General features: G+C 51.5%; 16 protein-coding genes. 13 read left to right on the forward strand and 3 right to left on the reverse strand.

Translation table 11 applies throughout. From position 1 onward, the window contains the following. Positions 1-436: 436 nt before the first annotated feature. Entirely contained in the window at positions 437-823 is a 387-nt protein-coding gene (locus ACOZB4_RS27665) for a winged helix-turn-helix transcriptional regulator (RefSeq protein WP_379412662.1), read from the reverse strand. Between the two features lie 248 nt (positions 824-1,071). Here ACOZB4_RS27665 and ACOZB4_RS27670 point away from each other — a divergent pair, with 248 nt between their 5' ends. Both ACOZB4_RS27670 and ACOZB4_RS27675 read left to right on the forward strand, forming a co-directional pair. Next, positions 1,072-1,644: an NAD(P)H-dependent oxidoreductase gene (locus ACOZB4_RS27670; RefSeq protein WP_379412665.1), complete on the forward strand. Its 573-nt coding sequence runs from the start codon at positions 1,072-1,074 to the stop codon at positions 1,642-1,644. Positions 1,645-1,801: 157 nt separating this feature from the next. Beyond that, complete coding sequence (locus ACOZB4_RS27675; RefSeq protein WP_379412670.1) at positions 1,802-2,332, forward strand: GrpB family protein; 531 nt, start codon at positions 1,802-1,804, stop codon at positions 2,330-2,332. Positions 2,333-2,345: 13 nt separating this feature from the next. Here ACOZB4_RS27675 and ACOZB4_RS27680 read toward each other — a convergent pair whose 3' ends face one another. Together ACOZB4_RS27680 and ACOZB4_RS27685 are read right to left on the reverse strand one after the other, a co-directional pair. Next, positions 2,346-3,407, reverse strand: coding sequence for a response regulator (locus ACOZB4_RS27680; RefSeq protein WP_379412673.1), 1,062 nt, complete (start codon positions 3,405-3,407; stop codon positions 2,346-2,348). Then, positions 3,385-5,253 (reverse strand): sensor histidine kinase, encoded by a 1,869-nt coding sequence (locus ACOZB4_RS27685; protein ID WP_379412676.1) that lies wholly within the window; start codon positions 5,251-5,253, stop codon positions 3,385-3,387. Before ACOZB4_RS27685 ends, ACOZB4_RS27680 begins: the two co-directional genes overlap by 23 nt. A 190-nt stretch (positions 5,254-5,443) precedes the next feature. Between ACOZB4_RS27685 and ACOZB4_RS27690 the strand changes: the two genes are divergently transcribed. The 11 genes from ACOZB4_RS27690 to ACOZB4_RS27740 all read left to right on the forward strand — a co-directional run bounded on the left by ACOZB4_RS27690 (position 5,444) and on the right by ACOZB4_RS27740 (position 17,343). Next, on the forward strand, positions 5,444-6,805 hold the full coding sequence (locus ACOZB4_RS27690; RefSeq protein ID WP_379412679.1) for an ABC transporter substrate-binding protein: 1,362 nt from the start codon (positions 5,444-5,446) through the stop codon (positions 6,803-6,805). A gap of 29 nt (positions 6,806-6,834) precedes the next feature. Continuing rightward, positions 6,835-7,800 (forward strand): carbohydrate ABC transporter permease, encoded by a 966-nt coding sequence (locus ACOZB4_RS27695; RefSeq protein ID WP_215163803.1) that lies wholly within the window; start codon positions 6,835-6,837, stop codon positions 7,798-7,800. A 60-nt stretch (positions 7,801-7,860) separates the two neighbouring features. Beyond that, the gene (locus ACOZB4_RS27700) at positions 7,861-8,685 is read left to right on the forward strand and encodes a carbohydrate ABC transporter permease (RefSeq protein WP_076322856.1); all 825 of its coding nucleotides are present in this window, start codon (positions 7,861-7,863) and stop codon (positions 8,683-8,685) included. A 61-nt stretch (positions 8,686-8,746) separates the two neighbouring features. Next, a complete protein-coding gene (locus tag ACOZB4_RS27705) occupies positions 8,747-9,613 on the forward strand; it encodes a sugar phosphate isomerase/epimerase family protein (protein WP_379412686.1) in 867 nt (288 codons plus the stop codon). Next, the gene (locus ACOZB4_RS27710) at positions 9,610-10,620 is read left to right on the forward strand and encodes a Gfo/Idh/MocA family protein (protein WP_379412689.1); all 1,011 of its coding nucleotides are present in this window, start codon (positions 9,610-9,612) and stop codon (positions 10,618-10,620) included. Before ACOZB4_RS27705 ends, ACOZB4_RS27710 begins: the two co-directional genes overlap by 4 nt. A gap of 54 nt (positions 10,621-10,674) precedes the next feature. Then, positions 10,675-11,703: a Gfo/Idh/MocA family protein gene (locus ACOZB4_RS27715; RefSeq protein WP_379412692.1), complete on the forward strand. Its 1,029-nt coding sequence runs from the start codon at positions 10,675-10,677 to the stop codon at positions 11,701-11,703. 17 nt (positions 11,704-11,720) lie between these two features. Next, positions 11,721-12,512, forward strand: a complete 792-nt coding sequence (locus tag ACOZB4_RS27720) for a glucosamine-6-phosphate deaminase (protein ID WP_379412695.1) — start codon at positions 11,721-11,723, stop codon at positions 12,510-12,512. Continuing rightward, the gene (locus ACOZB4_RS27725) at positions 12,505-13,668 is read left to right on the forward strand and encodes an N-acetylglucosamine-6-phosphate deacetylase (protein ID WP_379412952.1); all 1,164 of its coding nucleotides are present in this window, start codon (positions 12,505-12,507) and stop codon (positions 13,666-13,668) included. Before ACOZB4_RS27720 ends, ACOZB4_RS27725 begins: the two co-directional genes overlap by 8 nt. Before the next feature lie 650 nt (positions 13,669-14,318). Further along, positions 14,319-14,972, forward strand: a complete 654-nt coding sequence (locus tag ACOZB4_RS27730) for a response regulator transcription factor (protein ID WP_339292558.1) — start codon at positions 14,319-14,321, stop codon at positions 14,970-14,972. After that, a complete protein-coding gene (locus ACOZB4_RS27735; RefSeq protein WP_379412701.1) occupies positions 14,969-16,366 on the forward strand; it encodes a HAMP domain-containing sensor histidine kinase in 1,398 nt (465 codons plus the stop codon). Before ACOZB4_RS27730 ends, ACOZB4_RS27735 begins: the two co-directional genes overlap by 4 nt. A gap of 83 nt (positions 16,367-16,449) precedes the next feature. After that, positions 16,450-17,343, forward strand: coding sequence for a hypothetical protein (locus tag ACOZB4_RS27740; RefSeq protein WP_379412704.1), 894 nt, complete (start codon positions 16,450-16,452; stop codon positions 17,341-17,343). Positions 17,344-17,431: the final 88 nt, after the last annotated feature.

Below are 17,431 nucleotides of genomic sequence, written 5' to 3' on the forward strand. Positions count from 1 at the left end.
AACAATATATCGTTACGATATAAATATATATCGTAACGACATAAATATGAAATACCTGGATAAGATTTTTTGCAATCGTTCTCCAAACGACGGTAACTATGACATGGCGCTCTAAGATAGTGATAGATGAAGTGAAGCAAGAGGAGCGATACATTTAATCTGCGTCAGACACAAAAAATAGGAAGAGAGGGATTAGCGGTTTAAAACGGAGTCTTATAAAAACTGATCCCTGTTAGAACTACCAGCTTAGAGGGGACCTAACAAATGAAGCCGATCTGAGTAGGATCGGCCGAAGAGTGCGCGAGGGGGATGGAGGTCAATTGCAAATTGAGGAATATAGCAGACTAGGATTCGTGGTGCACAGCAGGGAGTAAATGCATGCGTTCGTATAGGTGGGCAGTGCCCAGCATAAGCCTTAAGGGTTTTACTTCTTACTTTACAGTCCGCCTGCGTTTTTCCCATGACTTTCACCTTGTTGTCCGTTGTTCTTCTCGACATAATCCAAATGTTCAAACCCCCACGTGCACATGTCGGTCAGAACGCTGCCCAAGCTCTTTCCGTGCTCCGAGATGGAATACTCTACTTTGGGCGGAATCTCCTGATATACCTTGCGTACGACCAGCCCATCCTGTTCCAGTTCGCGGAGCTGATTTGTGAGCATGCCTTGGGTTACGCCCGGAAGCAGACGCCGGAGCTCCCCGAACCGTTTGGTTCCGTCATGCAGCAGTATAAACAAAATCAGCGGTTTCCACTTGCCTCCGATTAATTGCAGCGTTGTCAGGATGCCTTCGGTGTTAGGCCGTTCATGATCGCTTGTTCTCATATTCTCATCTCCCATAGGAAGGGTGTCATCGGTCTTTGTTCATGTGATGTTAGTAATGTAGCACAGTATTCCGTTTAAACCTAGTACTATTCTTATTCGTATTTAGTATGTTTTATCGTACTATGCATGGGATGAATAGGTACGCTAAAACCGACTAAGTACATAAAAAGAGCGTACTTTTCAACGAAGCCGATCCGAAACATAATGGGGGTGTCAAACAAACCAAATGAGACAGGAGAGACCTGAATATGAAAATTATGGTGATTGTGGCTCACCCGAATTTAGACAACTCGCGTGCTAATCGAGTGCTGATGCAGAACAGCAGGCTGTATGCGAATGGAAATGTAGATATCCGGGATCTTTACAAGGAGTATCCGGACTGGAATATCGATATCGAGCGCGAGCAGCAGCTTCTTCTTCAGTATGATCGGGTGGTGTTCCAATTCCCTTTTTACTGGTACAGCTGCCCGCCCCTGCTGAAGAAATGGTTCGATGACGTGCTGACCTTCGGCTGGGCGTTCGGGCCGGAGGGCAACAGCCTGAAGGGCAAAGAATTCATGCTGGCCACGACGGCAGCAGGCACGGAACAGGAGTATCAGGCAGGTGGGGACAATTGGTACACCGTCAGTGAGCTGCTGCGCCCGATTCAAGCCACGTTGGACCGGTGTAAAGTCCGTTATTTGCCGGCCTTCGCGACCTATAACGTGGAGCGGGTAAGCGATGAAACCCTCCAGGCGGAGGCCGACAGATATGCCAATCAGGCTCTAGCACCTGCAGCCGAAAGCCGAGATACTGAGGCTCGCTTCTCCGTTAACCGATAGAAGATTGGCTCTTGCTGGCCGAAACCATTAAGGGCATGATTGAGTCATATATGACATGACCTGAAGCAGTTCTTATGCTCTTTTATGGGGGCCCGCTACTTTTGGCTCGAAGCAGCTTCATAAGCACATGCGCACCAAATTGGAAGGAGGAAGCTTCATGACGATTGATGAAGCCATTCATTTGGAGTCCTACGACAAGCAGTGGGCGGATCGGTTTAGCGACGAACACCAGACGTTAATCAGGGAGATCGGCCCTTATACGTCCGCCATCGAACATTTCGGAAGTACATCCGTACCGGGGATGACGGCTAAACCCATCATCGATATTCTGGTGGGCGTGGAGAACGCGTTGCATACGAATGAAATCATCCCCAAACTGACTGCTATGGGTTACGAGGACTTGGGCGAAGCCGGGATTCCCAGCCGTTTATACCTGCGCAAAAGAGGTAGGCATGCCTATAATGTTCACATTGTGTTATACCGTGGCGACATTTGGAATCATAACACCATCATCCGGGAGTACTTGCGAGCACATGCCGTGGAAGCCGAGCGTTACAGTGAGATCAAACAGCGTATCGTTTCGCAAGGAACCCGGACCTTGCTCCGATATTCCGATGAGAAGAATGCGTTCGTTGAACAGCTTCTTGCTAGAGCGAAAGTATGGATGAATGGTGTGCAATCCGAATAAGCGTCTGGTAACTCTATCCTCCATTCATGGCCTTGCACTGCTTTCGGTAAGCGGAAGGGGTGAGGCCATGAAATTTTTTGAACGTCTTGCTGAAATGGACATAGTCCGAGAAGCCGACGCGGTAGGCCGTTTCCTCGGCGGAAAGCTCAGACTCCGCCAGCAATTCCCTCGCTTTTTCCATGCGAACCTGCACCAAGTATTTCACGAAGTTCATATTCGTTTCGCTCTTGAAGGTACGGCTTAGATACGTCACCGACATCCCCACTGAATCAGCCACCTCCTGTAAGGACAAATCCTCCATCGCGTAATTCTCTTCAATGTATCGCTTGGCTTTCTGAATATTGTGGCGAGACCCTAGATTTCGGGAACCCTTAATCAGCGCCAGCATTTCCTTGACCTTATCCTCGATTTGATGGCGGCAGGCCATGGGATTGTCCTGTGGCCATTGATCCTCGCCGATATCCATTGCAAGAAGCAAACCGCGTTCTTCAAGCGCAGCCAGCAGATCCTGCATCAGCATATGAGCATATCTTGATAAGCTCACCTCTTCGGGTCCCCTCGTCTCAAAAAGAGCCATGATCTGGCGGATTTGTTCCAGTGCTCCCTGCTCATCGGCAGAATACAGCAGCTGGGCGAGCCTGGCTTTATGGCGCTGCTGCGCAAGCGTCCATTCCGTCTGCCGGGAGAATCGCGCTTTCCGGTTATCCAGCTCCCTGCAGGCACGTTCCAGTGTTGTATGGAACTGCGCCGGGTCGATGGGCTTCAGCAGGAAATCCGATGCGCCATAGCGCAGGGCCTGACGTGCAAATTCGAAGTTGTCGTGGCCTGAGAGGATAATAAAATGCATCTGTGGATGGGATTCCCGGACACAGCGGATAAATTCCAGTCCATCCATTTCAGGCATGCAAATGTCGGTCACGATAATATCGGGCCGACTGTTCTCTAGCATCTGCAGGGCTTCAACCCCGTCTTCGGCTTCGCCGGTGACCACAATTTGAAGACCGGACCTCTCAACAAGCTTTCGCAAACTCAAATGAATGGCGTATTCGTCATCAATCATCATTAATCGGTACATGGTGTCCCTCCTCGCTAGTCCTATACGGCAGTCTAATCTCAAATATCGTGCCTTCCAAGGGCACGGACTCCACAAGATGCAGGCCATACTCGTCACCGAAGGTAAGCTGAAGTCTTTGATGCACGTTTAAGAGCCCGATGCCGCTCGTGGGTTCCTCCCCGCCGTTTCGCAGCATGCCTTCACCTGGCTTCTCCCGGGTTTGCAGAATTCGCCTGATCTGCCACAGCGTTTCCGCTGCCATGCCAACCCCCTTGTCACGGATCATGATGGCAAAATAGCCCGCCTCCGCACGGGTGCTTATCCCGAGGTAGCTTGGCTTCTTACCTCGGTATCCGTGTATGAACACATTCTCTACGATCGGCTGCAGCGTCAGCCTGACGGCATTTACGCGATCCAGGTCCCGTTCGTTCACATCCATATCAATCTGGAGTCTGCGGAAACGGGCGCTTTGAAGATCGAGATAATACTGGACATGCGTCATTTCCTCCCGCAGCGGCACGACAGACCCGGCATGGCCGATATTGTAACGGAACATATGGGCCAGCGCCCGCGTCATGCGACTGATCTCCATATGATCGTCCGCAATGGCATATGAATTAATAATCTCCAGTGAATTGTACAAAAAATGCGGGTTGATGTGGGACTGCATGGAGCGGAGCTCGGATTCCTTCTGCTTGATCAAGAGCTCCCGCTCCTTCAGTTGGGAATCCTGGACCTCCCGAATCAGCCGCTTCAGCTCTCCCGTCATGCTGTAAAAGCTCTGGAATACGGCGGTCATTTCATTGTTGCGGAACCGGTTCATTTTGGTAGGAAGCACAAAATCACCCCGCTCGACGCGGGCCATCAACTTCTGGAGCATGGATAGCGCTCTCGTCAAGGACAAGGAGAATCCGCCTACAAGCGCCAATGCAATGATCAAGAGAATGGCTGCGGCCGCAAGCGAGTAATTACGCTGGGTGATTAAACCGCCGATGAGATTGTTCAGCGGCAGGTCGGCGACGACCGTCCAGCCAGTGATCTGCGAGCGTTCATGCAGGACCATCTTTTCGGTGCTGGAAGCTGCGTCTTGATGCCGGAAGAAGGAGGAGTCCCGGTTTTGAATATGCGTTAACAGCCCCGGTTCGACTTGGGTTCCGACCCGACTCGGATCCGGGTGGTAGATCATCTGCCCATCCGTGCCCATGATCCAGACGTCAAAGCCGCCCAGCGAATCATTAGAGCAGATGGCTCCGATTTGCTTCAGATTGAGATCGACAATCAATAAGCCTTTATAGAGAAAGGAAGAATTGTCATAGAGCTTCCGGGCCACGGTAAGGGCTGGCGTGTTTCCTACCCGGCTGAGGCCGATGATTTGAAAATCGTTGAATTGATCCAGCTGCGCTTGAAAGGAACGGTTGCGTTTGCGGATTTCACTCATATCGAGCAGCCCCGGCGCGCTTTCATAATCGGTGATTTGTCTCTTGTTCTCGGCGACGAGCGAAATTCCGATAATATCGGACCGGCCATAGATCATCTGGGCAAACAAGTCGTCCTCGACTTTTTTGGCAAGCTGAAAGTACGCATAGGGGGTAAGCTGGGTGGTCGAGAGAAATTGCTGGATCTGCGGGTTGTGGATAAAGGGATAGGTGGAGTTCTCCAGATTGGAAATGTACGAATCCAGTGAGACGTTGGTTTGCTCGATGATACGCCTGTTAGCGCCTGCGGCAAACTGTTCAATCGCTTCGGTAGACGACTGGTACCAGAAGCTGCCAAGCAGAAAGAAGGGGAGGCCAATGAATAGGATGATCAGAACGAACAAACGTTGGTTAATGGTCAGATTACCGGTGGAAACGCCTTGGATGTTCATCGCTCTTCCGCCTTCCGCATTGAAGTAGGGAATTTAAGGAACATTGTAGCAAAAAAACACAAGTTGTAAATAAAAAACCATGATGCCGCAGCAAGAAATCACAAGTGGGCTAAGAAAGCACATGGGCGCATTTGGTCGTTATCAACTACAATCGCATTAATCCATTTCAAACAATAGGGGGCGAGGATTTGTGAAAAAGAGAAAAGGGCTTTACAGCTGGTTAACGGCCTTATTGCTGATAACCGTTATAGTAAGCGGTTGCAGCAATGCTGATGAAGGAAAGGGCGGTACTGCCACACCCGGTACCGGAGGCGATGAAGGGAAAAAGGTAGAAATCCTGCTCGGGTATTATTCCAGCGACAGCTCCGATACGAAGATGAAGGAGCTGATCGAGCAGTTCGAAAAACAGCATCCGAACATTAAGGTGAAGACGCAAAGCGCGCCATACGGGCAGTTCTATCAGAAGCTGGATACGCAAATCGCGGCCGGCCAAGCGCCGGACGTATGGCTGTCCGACGGCGTCTACGTCATGAAATACGCCCAGCGGGGCGCCGCCAAGGATCTGACGGATTGGATCGCAAGAGACCTGAAAGCCGACGAGTACTACGGCCTCGATTTTAATAAGGACGCGGACGGGCGCTATTGGGGCGTGCCGCAGGGCATTCAGGTCGGCGTGCTGTTTTACAACAAGGAGCTGTTTGATAAAGCAGGCGTAACGTATCCTTCGGATGAATGGACCTGGGACGACCTGAAATCGTCGGCAGCCAAGCTGACGGTGGATGCCGGTGGAAAAACCGCCGAGGACAGCGGGTTTGACGCTGCAAGCGTGAATCAGTTCGGGCTGACGTTCTTCAGCATTACCGAAGGCTGGTTCTCCGTGATGAAATCCTACGGCGGCGGTGTCCTTGACGAGAAAGCGGAGAACTCCATCATCAATTCGCCGGAGAATAAGCATGCGTTCGAATGGATGGTCGACGGCATGCAGCGCGGCATCATTACGGATCCGGTCGACCTGAAGAGCTTCCAGAGCAATACCGCCGTGTTCCCAAGCGGATCTGCAGCCATGCGGATCGGCATCTATGCCCGGGTGCAGGCAGCGAATGAAGCCGGCCTGAATTACGATGTGACGCTGCTGCCGAAGGGACCTGATGGCAAGCGAGTGTCCCCGGTCATCGCCAACTCATGGGTGATTAATCAGAAGTCGAGCGACGAGAAAGCCGAGGCTGCCTGGGAGTGGATTAAATACTGGGCTACGGAAGACGATGTGCAGAAGCAGTGGACTGAACTGGGTGAAGCCGTGCCCGTCAAAAAATCCGTAGCGGAATCCGAAGTGTTCCTCAAGGCGGGAGAGCAGCCGGCTAACCGCCAGGCCTTCCTGGATAGCCTGGAGTTCGCACAGACACTCGACAATAACGCGGTCTGGGAAGAATGGGTAGGCAAATTCAACGAACATGCGGAGCGTGCCTTCCTTGGGGATGCAACTATCGATCAAGCGCTCAGCGAAGCGGATGCTGCCGTTCAATCGATTCTCGATGATTTTTATAAAAAATAAAACAAGGGTGGAAGAAAGGCGGGAGTGAAATGGGCAATACATTAAACGACAATGCAGCACTCAAAGCCGATCCGATGCCGCACGGAAAGCCCGCCCGAAAACGGAAATGGGATCATGAGGGGAGATGGGGGCTGCTCATGGCCTCCCCCTATTTTCTCCACTTTATCATCTTTGTGGCAGGTCCTCTCGCCGCATCCCTGTACTTCAGCTTTTCCGATTACGATATGCTGAATCCGCCCGAGTGGAGCGGACTGGATAATTTCCGGCGCATGGCCGAGGATTCGATGTTCTGGCGTTCTCTGTGGAACACCTTGTATTTTGCGGTTCTGTTCGTACCGCTCCAGACTTTTCTCGCTTTAGTACTGGCTGTCGCGCTAAACCAGCGTTTGAAAGGGCTTAAATGGTTTCGAATGGCCCATTTTATTCCGGTGATCTCCTCATGGACCGTCATCCTGTACGTCGCCGACGCCATATTCAACCCTCGCTTCGGTCTGGCGAACACGCTGCTTGCCAAGCTGGGGCTGGAAGGGCAAGGCTGGCTGCAGGATCCGAAGCTGGCCATTCCGCTGCTTGTCTTCATCGCGGTCTGGAAAGGGATCGGCTATATTATGGTCATTTATCTGGCGGGTCTGCAGAGCGTTCCCGGGGATCTGTATGAAGCCGCGGAGATCGACGGCGCAGGAGCTCTGCGCAAATTCCGCTACATTACGGTTCCGTTGATCTCGCCGACCACGTTCCTGGTGGTCATTATGAGCACGATTTCAACCTTCCAGGCATTTGAACAGATTTATGTACTAACCGGCAGAGGCGACATCAGCTCGGCGGGAGGCCCGAATAACTCCAGTCTGGTCATGATGCTGTATTTATATCGTGAAGGGTTCACGTTTATGAGGATGGGGTATGCTTCCGCCATTGCCTGGGTGCTGTTCATGATCCTCTTCCTGTTGACGCTGATACAGCTCAGGGGTCAGAAGAAGTGGGTGCACTATGACTGATCAAGCAGTCAAGATGGAACTGCAGATGTGGAACCGCATCGGAGGAAGGAGGAACCTCACATGAGAAGAAAGCTGCTGGGAAAAAGCATCGGTTACGTGCTGATCGGGATCAGCTCGCTCATCATGATCGTGCCGTTTCTGTCGGCGCTCATGAATTCATTGAAAACCTACAAGGAATATACAACCGTTCCGCCCCGCTGGATTCCCGAGGTATTCCAATGGTCTAACTACGCGCAGGTGTTTCAGCTTGGGAATATTGGCGGCTACACGTTAAACAGCATCTTCGTAGCCGTATTGTCCGTCGTCGGCGCCCTGATCTCCTGCTCGATGGTCGGTTATGCGTTCGCAAGGCTGCGCTTTCCGCTAAAAAGTGCGCTGTTTGTGATGGTGCTGGGAACGATGATGATTCCGGCGGTGGTCATCATCATCCCGCATTTCATCATTTTTAATAAGTTGAACATGCTGGATACGCTCACGCCGCTGTGGATTATCGAATGGTTGGCTCAGCCGTTTGGCATTTTCCTCATGCGGCAGGCTTTTATGAATATACCTAAGGAGTACGAGGAGGCGGCCAAGATGGAGGGCTGCAATCCGTTCCAGATTTATCTGCGGATCTTTATTCCGATGGCCAGGCCTACGCTGGCGACGCTGGCGATCTTTACATTCATGGGCAAGTGGAACGAGATTTTGACGCCTGTCATTTATTTGACCTCGAATGAGAAGTATACGCTGCCCATCGGCATTCTCTCCTTATCAGGCCAATGGACCGGCAATGAACAGCTTATGATCGCGGCCGCATTGGTCAGTCTCGTTCCGATTCTGCTGGTATTCCTGTTTGCCGAGAAATATTTTGTGCAGAACCACAATATGGCCGGGATTAAATAATGGAGTGTTATCATCGGCCCGGGAAGGGGCCATGTCTGTGAAGGAAAGGATGAAAGACAAGATGAAAATAGCGGCATTCAGTGGATCGTTAATCGATTACAGCATCCATGAAGCGATGTCGATCACGGCCGGGCTTGGTTTCGACGGAATCGAAATTGCCTGCCGCGAACCGCACTTAAGTCCGGAAGCTTCGCTGCCGCGGGTTCGCGAAATGAAGGCTGTTGCGGAAGTTCATGGCTTGGAGATTCCGGCATTGGCAGGTTATATGGGATATTTCTCGACAAGCGGAGATGCGGAATGCGCTGAGGCTTATGATCAGTTTATGGGCCTGCTTGAACGCGCGGTGATGTTGGAGGCGGGCATGATCCGGATCTTTCAGGGAGGGCCGAATGCCTTTCTGGCGGAGGATTATCATTATGCCAAGGCGGCTTTCTGGATTCGGAAATGCGCGGAGGAAGCCCGGGCTGCGGGAAAACGGATCGTCCTGGAGATCCACAACCAGAGCCTGGTGGAGACAACGGACAGCGCACTGCGGTTGCTGGAATTGATCGGCGATGATCAGGTTGGCCTGATTCATGATGCAGGAAATATGTACATCACGGACACGGAATTTGGGGAAGAGTCGGTCCGGCAGCTCGGAAGCCGGTTGTTTCATGTGCACATTAAGGATGAACGGCGGATCAGCCAAGTGGGCGCGCCGGGAACGTTCAAGAATTTGACCCGACACGGGGAAGAGTTCTTCCTGCAGTGCCGTCTTGGTGAGGGAGAAGTGGATCACGGCGGGCTGCTCAGGGGACTTCGGGAACAGCGGTACGCAGGTTGGCTTACGCTGGAATGCGCAGCACCCTATCCGCCGAAGGAACGGCTCGCTTATGATCTGTCGGTCATCAAGGAATGGCTGCAGGCTGTGGAGGTGTCGACAAGATGACGGGGAAAGCGCGGAGTTTTGGAATCATTGGCTGTCAGCATGCCCACATCGGCATGTTTATCGAGGAGATGCTGGCCCTGGGCTACGAATGTGCAGGCGTATACGAACCGGATAATAAGCCGTTAGCCCATACTCTTGCCGACCGGTACGGCCTGGAACTGACGGGGGATCGGGAATCGCTGCTGAGCGATGAAGGAGTGAGTGTTATCGGCTGCGCGGCCATCAACCATGAGAAGATGGATGTCATTGAGCTGTGCGAGCTCCATGGCAAACCAATCATGATCGACAAGCCCGCCGTGACGGATCGGGCGGGGCTGACCCGGCTGCGCGGCGTTTTGGAGCGGGGAAGGATCGAGGTAGGCATGATGCTCACCGAGCGCTTTCGTCCTTCCCTGCATACCGTTCAGCGGATGATCGGGGCGGGTGAATTGGGGGACATTGTCCATATCTCGATGCGTAAACCGCATCGGCTGAATCCGGAAGCCAGGCCGGCCTGGCATTTTGACAAGTCACAATCCGGGGGCATCATTAACGATCTCTTCGTGCATGACTTCGATCTGTTAAGGTGGCTGACGGGCCGGGAAGTGGAGATGACATCCGGTTATCTAGCTAAGCATATCCTGCCGGAATACCCAACTTTCTATGATACGGCCGGCGTGCAGGTATTCATGGGTGGCGGGATCACGGCACAGCTTTACGCGGATTGGCATACGCCCGCCGGCAGTTGGACTTGGGGAGATGGCCGGATATTCATTACGGGGACAAGAGGCATTGTGGAAATTCGGCTGGAAGGAGACCCGTTGCTCTCGAGTGATGAGGCTGTGCTTGTTATCACCGATCAGGAGCTGCGCTCTTTGCCTTTGGTACCGCCTCCCCTCTCCCTTGCACAGGATTTCCTGAGCCGGGTGGAGGGGGAAGAGGGCATCATCACGCATGACGATATTTATAAAGCCTCGGAGGCTACGGTAACGGCCGATGAGGAAGCAAGGATCCTGATTCGGGAATAGGGAAAAGCATGCGGTTTCGCTGCAAACTGAACGTAACGAGGAGGCGTAGGATACATGACGGAGGAAACAGTGCCGGTTCGATTCGGAATTATCGGCTGCGGAATTATTGCCGACATTCATGCACAAGGCATTTTGAACACGGAGGAAGCCGTGCTTGCCGCCGTATTTGATACGAAACGGGAATCTGCGGTCAAGCTGACTGCAAAGTACGGAGGAGCTATCTGCGATACATTGGAAGAACTGCTGGCACGCGAGGATGTGGAGGTTGTCTGCATCTGCACGCCAAGCGGCATGCACGCAGAGCAGACGGCGATGGTCGCCCGGGCGGGCAAACATGTGCTGGCGGAGAAGCCGATGGCGATCAAGCTTGACGATGTCGAGTGCATGATCGAGGTATGTGCGGAGAATGGTGTGCTGCTGGCAACCGTCTTTCCGAGGCGCATGTCCCCGCAGGCCCGATACGCACGGCAGGTCATTCAAGAAGGACGGCTTGGGAAGCTTAGCTTATGCTCGGCGTATGTCATGCTGTTCCGCGATCAAGCCTATTATGACAGTGCGGGCTGGCGCGGGACCTGGGCGATGGATGGCGGCGGGGCTATGATGAATCAGGGAATTCACACGGTGGATATGCTGCAATGGCTCGTTGGGCCTGTTGCGTCCTTGTCCGCGAAAGCCAAAGCCGTGCTGCGCAATATCGAAGTCGAAGATACCGTTATCGCTGCGCTTGAATTTGAAAGCGGCGCGCTGGGCGTGCTGGAGATCACGACGACGGCCTGCGACGGGAAAGGGCAGCGGCTCGTCATCCATGGAGAGAAGGGTGTGCTCGTCATTGAAGAAGATACGATCGTATCTCTTGAGATCGATGGCCAGCAAGTTCAGCTGCCTGAATTCGAACCGTTTAAAGTTATACCTGACGGACACCGGCTGCAAATTCGAGATATGGCGCTTGCCGTTCGCGAAGGCCGCGAGCCTATCGTCACCGGGAAGGACGGCCGGCATTCACTTGAGATTATTCTCGGCACCTACGAGGCTTCCCGGCAGCGCAAGGAAATCGAACTGCAGCCCGGAATGCCGGTATTGTAGGGGATGGAGGTGACTTTATGATGTCTCAGCGCAGCATAAAGCCTGTTCTTGAAGACGTTCAAGATCAACTGAAGGTCCGCGTTTATGACCAGCGCGAAACGATGGGGAAGGCAGCGGCCGCCGATATCCGTTCGGCCATACAGCGCCTTCTGGCCGAGAAAGAGCGCATTCGCATCGTCTTTGCGGCTGCCCCATCCCAGAATGAATGCCTTGTGGCGCTGGTTCAATCGGAAGGATTGGACTGGAGTCGGGTCACGGCTTTTCATATGGATGAATACATCGGCCTTCCTCCGTCGGCACCGCAGCGGTTCGGGAACTTTCTGTCTCGGCAGCTGTTTGATCTGGTATCCCCAGGAGAGGTGCATTTGATCGACGGCTTGAATGATCCTGAGGCCGAGTGCGACAGATACAGCGGATTGATTACCGCTGCGCCGATCGATATGGTGGTCCTGGGTATTGGCGAGAACGGGCATATCGCCTTCAACGATCCGCCCGTTGCCGATTTTGCGGATCCGTTATGGGTAAAGCGGGTGAAGCTGGACGAGGATTGCCGCCGACAGCAGGTGAATGACGGCTGTTTCGCAAGCTTGGAGGAGGTTCCGGAATACGCCCTTACGCTCACCATTCCGGCGTTAATGTCAGGTGCCCATCTGTTCTGCGTCGTTCCGGGTGCAAGCAAGCGGGCAGCGGTACAAAGGACGCTGCACGGCGATATACACGAGGCCTGTCCTGCCAGCATTCTTCGAAGGCATGCGGATTGCACGCTGTACGTGGACCGGGAGTCGTATGGGGCAATCCGTAATGGATAGCCATGCCCTTGTTCGTGTGGGCCGTCATTACACAACAGGTGAGCGGATAAAGCTAACATGGACTCCTGACGGCCGGATCGAGCAGATACTTCCGCACGATGGTGACGAGGACGCCTGGATCGCTCCCGGACTTGTTGATCTTCAGATTAACGGCGGGTACGGCCATGATTTCAATTCCTTGCCGCTCACAACGGAGACGGTTATCCAGGCAACCCGGCGTTTATGGGAAAAGGGTATAACGTTTTACTACCCAACCGTCATTACCAATGGCGATGAAGAGATCGAACATTTGCTGCGGGTTATCGACGCCGCTTGCCTGGAGGATGAAGCGGTCGGTTCCACCATTGGCGGGATTCATTTGGAGGGCCCCTTTCTTTCTCCGGAAGAAGGGCCCAGGGGAGCCCATGATTCCCGGTACATCAAAGCGCCTGATTGGGCGTTGTTTTCAAGATGGCAGGCGGCATCGGGAAATCGGATTCGGATCGTGACGCTATCGCCAGAGTGGCCGGAAGCTGCGAGTTTTATCCGGTCGTGCATAGAGGCGGGAATCACGGTATCGATCGGGCACACCGCCGCGACGCCAGCGCAAATTCGTGATGCCGTGGAAGCGGGAGCGACGATGTCCACGCATCTTGGAAATGGCGCGCATCTGACGCTGCCGCGCCATCCGAATTATATATGGGAGCAGCTTGCGCAAGATCAGCTGTGGGCCGGGATCATCGCGGATGGGTACCATCTGCCGGACTCGGTTATCAAAGTGATGCTCCGCGCCAAGTCGTCCAAGGCGCTGCTCGTCAGCGATGCCGTCTATTTAAGCGGTATGCCGCCAGGCGAATACGAGACCCATATCGGCGGCAATGTCGTATTAACACCCGAAGGCCGATTGCATCTCGTCCGCAAGCCCGAACTGTTGGCCGGTTCGGCCATGATGCTTGCCGATGCGGTATGGCGGCTGGCTCAGTCAGGGCTGTGCACGTTTCCTGAAGCTTGGGACATGGCTTCAACGCTGCCAGCCCAGGCCATGGGGAAAGCAGACCATTATGGATTAAAGAGAGGGGCGCAGGCCGACTTCGTGGTGTTGGAGAAGGAAGAGGGAAGTCTTCGCATTGTGGAGACGGTCAAGGGAGGCCATTCGGTTTACCAAAGGGAATGTTAGATGTTAAAATATAGAAAACGAAACCAAAAAACCCAGGTTGCGATCTGGGTTTTTCCTTATCACGGAACAAGGCGGAGAGATGACATGACATTGAAATGGAGAGTTCCCATTATGCGTAAAATCTCAGCATGGACGTTTATTCTGCCTATCCTCTTATTCACAATTGAGATTTTATTTGTCCGCGACGGGCACTGGTTTCACTATTATGGACTTCTGTCCACTGTCTTTCTTCCACCATTCGGGATCGCGCTATCCATACGTTCCTATGGAATAACAGACTCGAACAAGGACCTGCTATTAATAGCCTGCAATGTGCTTGCGTTATTCTCTTATTTTATCTACACTTTTTTAGGATATCTAATGCTGGGTCCATAGGAGGGCATGTTGGTGTACCAACATAGAGGCAGCTACGGGTAAGTTATTGATCATCGAGGTTGGCGGGGTCTATAGCCTTTATCAGTGGAGGGGATGGGAATTATCTCGGGAACAATATGAATCCGATCGGTTCGCATAAGATGAGGCTCTAACCATCAATATTTAGTTTGGCACCTCCGAGTGGGCGGATGGTGCTTTTTTTAGATTCGCTTTTACAACTCTATTACAAAACAATAATAATATGATTGTAGAAGTAGGGGGAGGGGGGAATAATTGTGGCAGCGATTTTAATAGTTGAGGATGAAATATCAATCAATGAATTGATTAAACGAAATTTGCAGCTTGTGGGGCATCAGTGCACTTCGGTTTTGGATGGTGAAGCTGCGATTTCTGAAATACAATGCCATAACTATGATCTGATCATTTTGGATGTGATGCTGCCTGAATTTGACGGGTTTGAAGTGTTTAAAGAAGTACATGGCACTCCCACCATTTTCTTAACGGCACGTAACAGCTTATCGGATCGAATAACAGGCTTTTCCATGGGGGCTGACGATTATTTGACCAAGCCCTTTGAAATGTTGGAGCTATTGGCTCGTGTCGAAGCGGTGCTGCGGCGAACCCAAAAAAATAAAAAATGCTTTGAAGCGGGAGAGGTGAGGATTGATTTTGATGGCCGTCAGGTATTTTATAAGGGAGAGCTTGTGGAATGCACACCGAAAGAATATGAATTGCTGGAAGTGCTTGTAAACAACCGCAATATTGCATTGTCCAGGGAGCGGCTTCTGGAGCTCGTGTGGGGCCATGATTATGAAGGCGAAACCCGGACGATTGATGTTCATATCCAAAGACTGAGGAAAAAATTAGGTTGGGAGCACGTGATCAAAACCGTCTATAAGCTGGGTTACCGCTTGGAGGTAAGCCGATGAAATATAGAACCTTTTTAACGACGCTTGTGCTTTTTCTGTTCTCCTTCAATCTCGGGATATTTATCATTTCTGTCGCTTCATTCAAAGATATGGTTCATCGAGCAGAAGAAAGAAGTTTGGGCGAACATTATTTTATTACGTCTGCGCTTATAAAGGATTTTCGTGCAGTGGAGAGCCGTGGAGTTCATATTGAGGGCTCATTGGCTTCTCTGCTCCAACCCTACAGTTATCTGTCCGGGGATCAGAAGGTTAAGCTGGCGCTTTACAAGGGAGAACAGCTTGCCTACTCCAATCGGCTGGAAATGGTATTGCCGAGCCGTTTTTTGGAGCCGCCGAAAGACGGAAATCGTTTGGTTGCGATGCAAAAAACAGGTGGCCATTCCTATGTCATTGTTTCGGGAAAGCTTCCTGCGCCATATGATTCCTATACCATGGTCTATCTTTATGATGCGACAGATGCCATCTCCGCATGGAAACATATGAAAAATGTGCTGTTTTTCGCGGGATTTATTCTTTCCTGTCTGCTTGCGCTTGGTCTTATGTTATTACTGAATCGAATATTCAAGCCACTGTCGCAGATTTCCCAAACCTCCCGTAATATCGCAGCGGGTGCATATGAAACCAGGCTTCCGGTATCCGGGCGTGATGAGCTGTCCGAAATGGCACAAAGCTTCAATCATATGGCGTATGAAATCCAGCGTCAAATGACGGAGCTTATCGACGCCGCGGACAAAAAGCAGCAGTTTATTGATAATTTTGCCCATGAACTCCGTACACCCTTGACCGCAATCTATGGATACGCCGAATATATGCAAAAGGCTGCCCTGACTGAGGACGAGAGGCTGTCCGCGATCAGCTATATCATGTCGGAAAGCCGGCGTATGCAGACGATGTCCTATCAATTACTCGGATTGGCGAATCTTAAAAACGATGAGATTGGCTGGGAAGCACAGAAAGTAACCGGTCTCTTTCGATCTGTCCAACAGACACTGCATAGTAAAATTACGGAAAAAGATATACAAATCGAGTTTATTTGTGAAATAGAAGCTGTGTGGGGAGACGCCTGCTTGCTGCAAAGTCTGTTTGTCAATCTGATTGACAATGCGATAAAGGCATGCAGCACGGGCGGACATATCGTAGTGCGTGCCGCCATAGAGGCCGGAAAGAAGACGGTTTATATCCAGGATAACGGAAAAGGGATGAGCGCTGAAATACTCCGGCATATTACAGAACCTTTTTATCGCGGAGAGAAATCACGAAACCGCAGGGACGGCGGCGCCGGATTAGGCTTGGCCATCTGTCAACAGATTGTCTTGCGTCACCGCGCGGAGCTTGCGTTTACGAGCCATCCCGGGGAAGGAACGACAGTCAAAGTAATTTTTACAACTTCATAATGACTTGGTGATGGTTCTATAATTTGGCTATTCTATACTGCTTATTGTGATCACAAACCAAAACGATGGAGGAGTGAATTCAGATGAAAACAAACAGATCGGAAAGAAAAAATTTAAAAAAAACCATATTAGCGGCTACAACGGTTATTGGGGCCAGCACATTATTGTTCCAGGGATTCACACAGGCAGCGACGGCGACGGAATTCAAAAAAACAAATACGATCCCTACAAGTTATTCGAATTATGCAGCCGGATCTTCCCAAGCGGTGCCAAACAGCTTGCCGAAAGGCTACCAAAAAGCGAATTACAAGATAGGAGCCATTGATCTTGAATATTACCGCAACCAGAAGCCGACCAGCAAGGACATGCCAAAAGAAGAGGCGGCGGAAATTGGCGCACGGGCCCTGTGGGAAGTATTCGGCCTGAACCTGGAGGGTCAGGTGATTGAAATGGGCTACGAGCAGCCAGCCGAAAGTCTCCCCCGTTCGAGATGGTACGCTGATGTGCTCGTGAACGGTAAGCGTAGTTATTCTTTCTCTGTGGATTCGGTAACAGGAGAATTATTTGACATTGTCCATGGTAGAACGCTGGATAAAAAGGTTTCAGTAGCTTTTGATCCGGCACTTGATAAAAACCCGCAGGAATATGTTGCGCTGGCGAAGAAACTGGCGGAGAAATATAACGTTGTTCACGGTCCAATCAAGTCGGTTGCATATAACGGCCAAGGCTACAGCGACAATGATCCGACGATTTCACTTGATATCAAAGGCGAAGATGGGGAAATAGCTTTGATGACTTTCTCTCGATATGACAAGGCGCTGCTCGGTATCGGTTATAACGGGTCATATAAGCCATCACTGGAATTCAGTGAAAGGCTCATGAAGCGGGTGGAGGAAAAGGCCAAAGAGCTTGAAAAGTCAGCTCCCCCAACCAATGAGAACGAAGGATCCTTTCTGAAGGTTTTGGATTTGGATTGAGATATGTTCTTAAAATGGTAAAGTGAAGTTTCAGCCTGTAAGCCGCCACGATGTTGGCGGCTTTTTTTGTATAAGAAAACCCCCGGTT

Source organism: Paenibacillus sp. NPDC058898, from assembly GCF_049316025.1.
Classification (GTDB): Bacteria; Bacillota; Bacilli; order Paenibacillales; family Paenibacillaceae; genus Paenibacillus_AQ.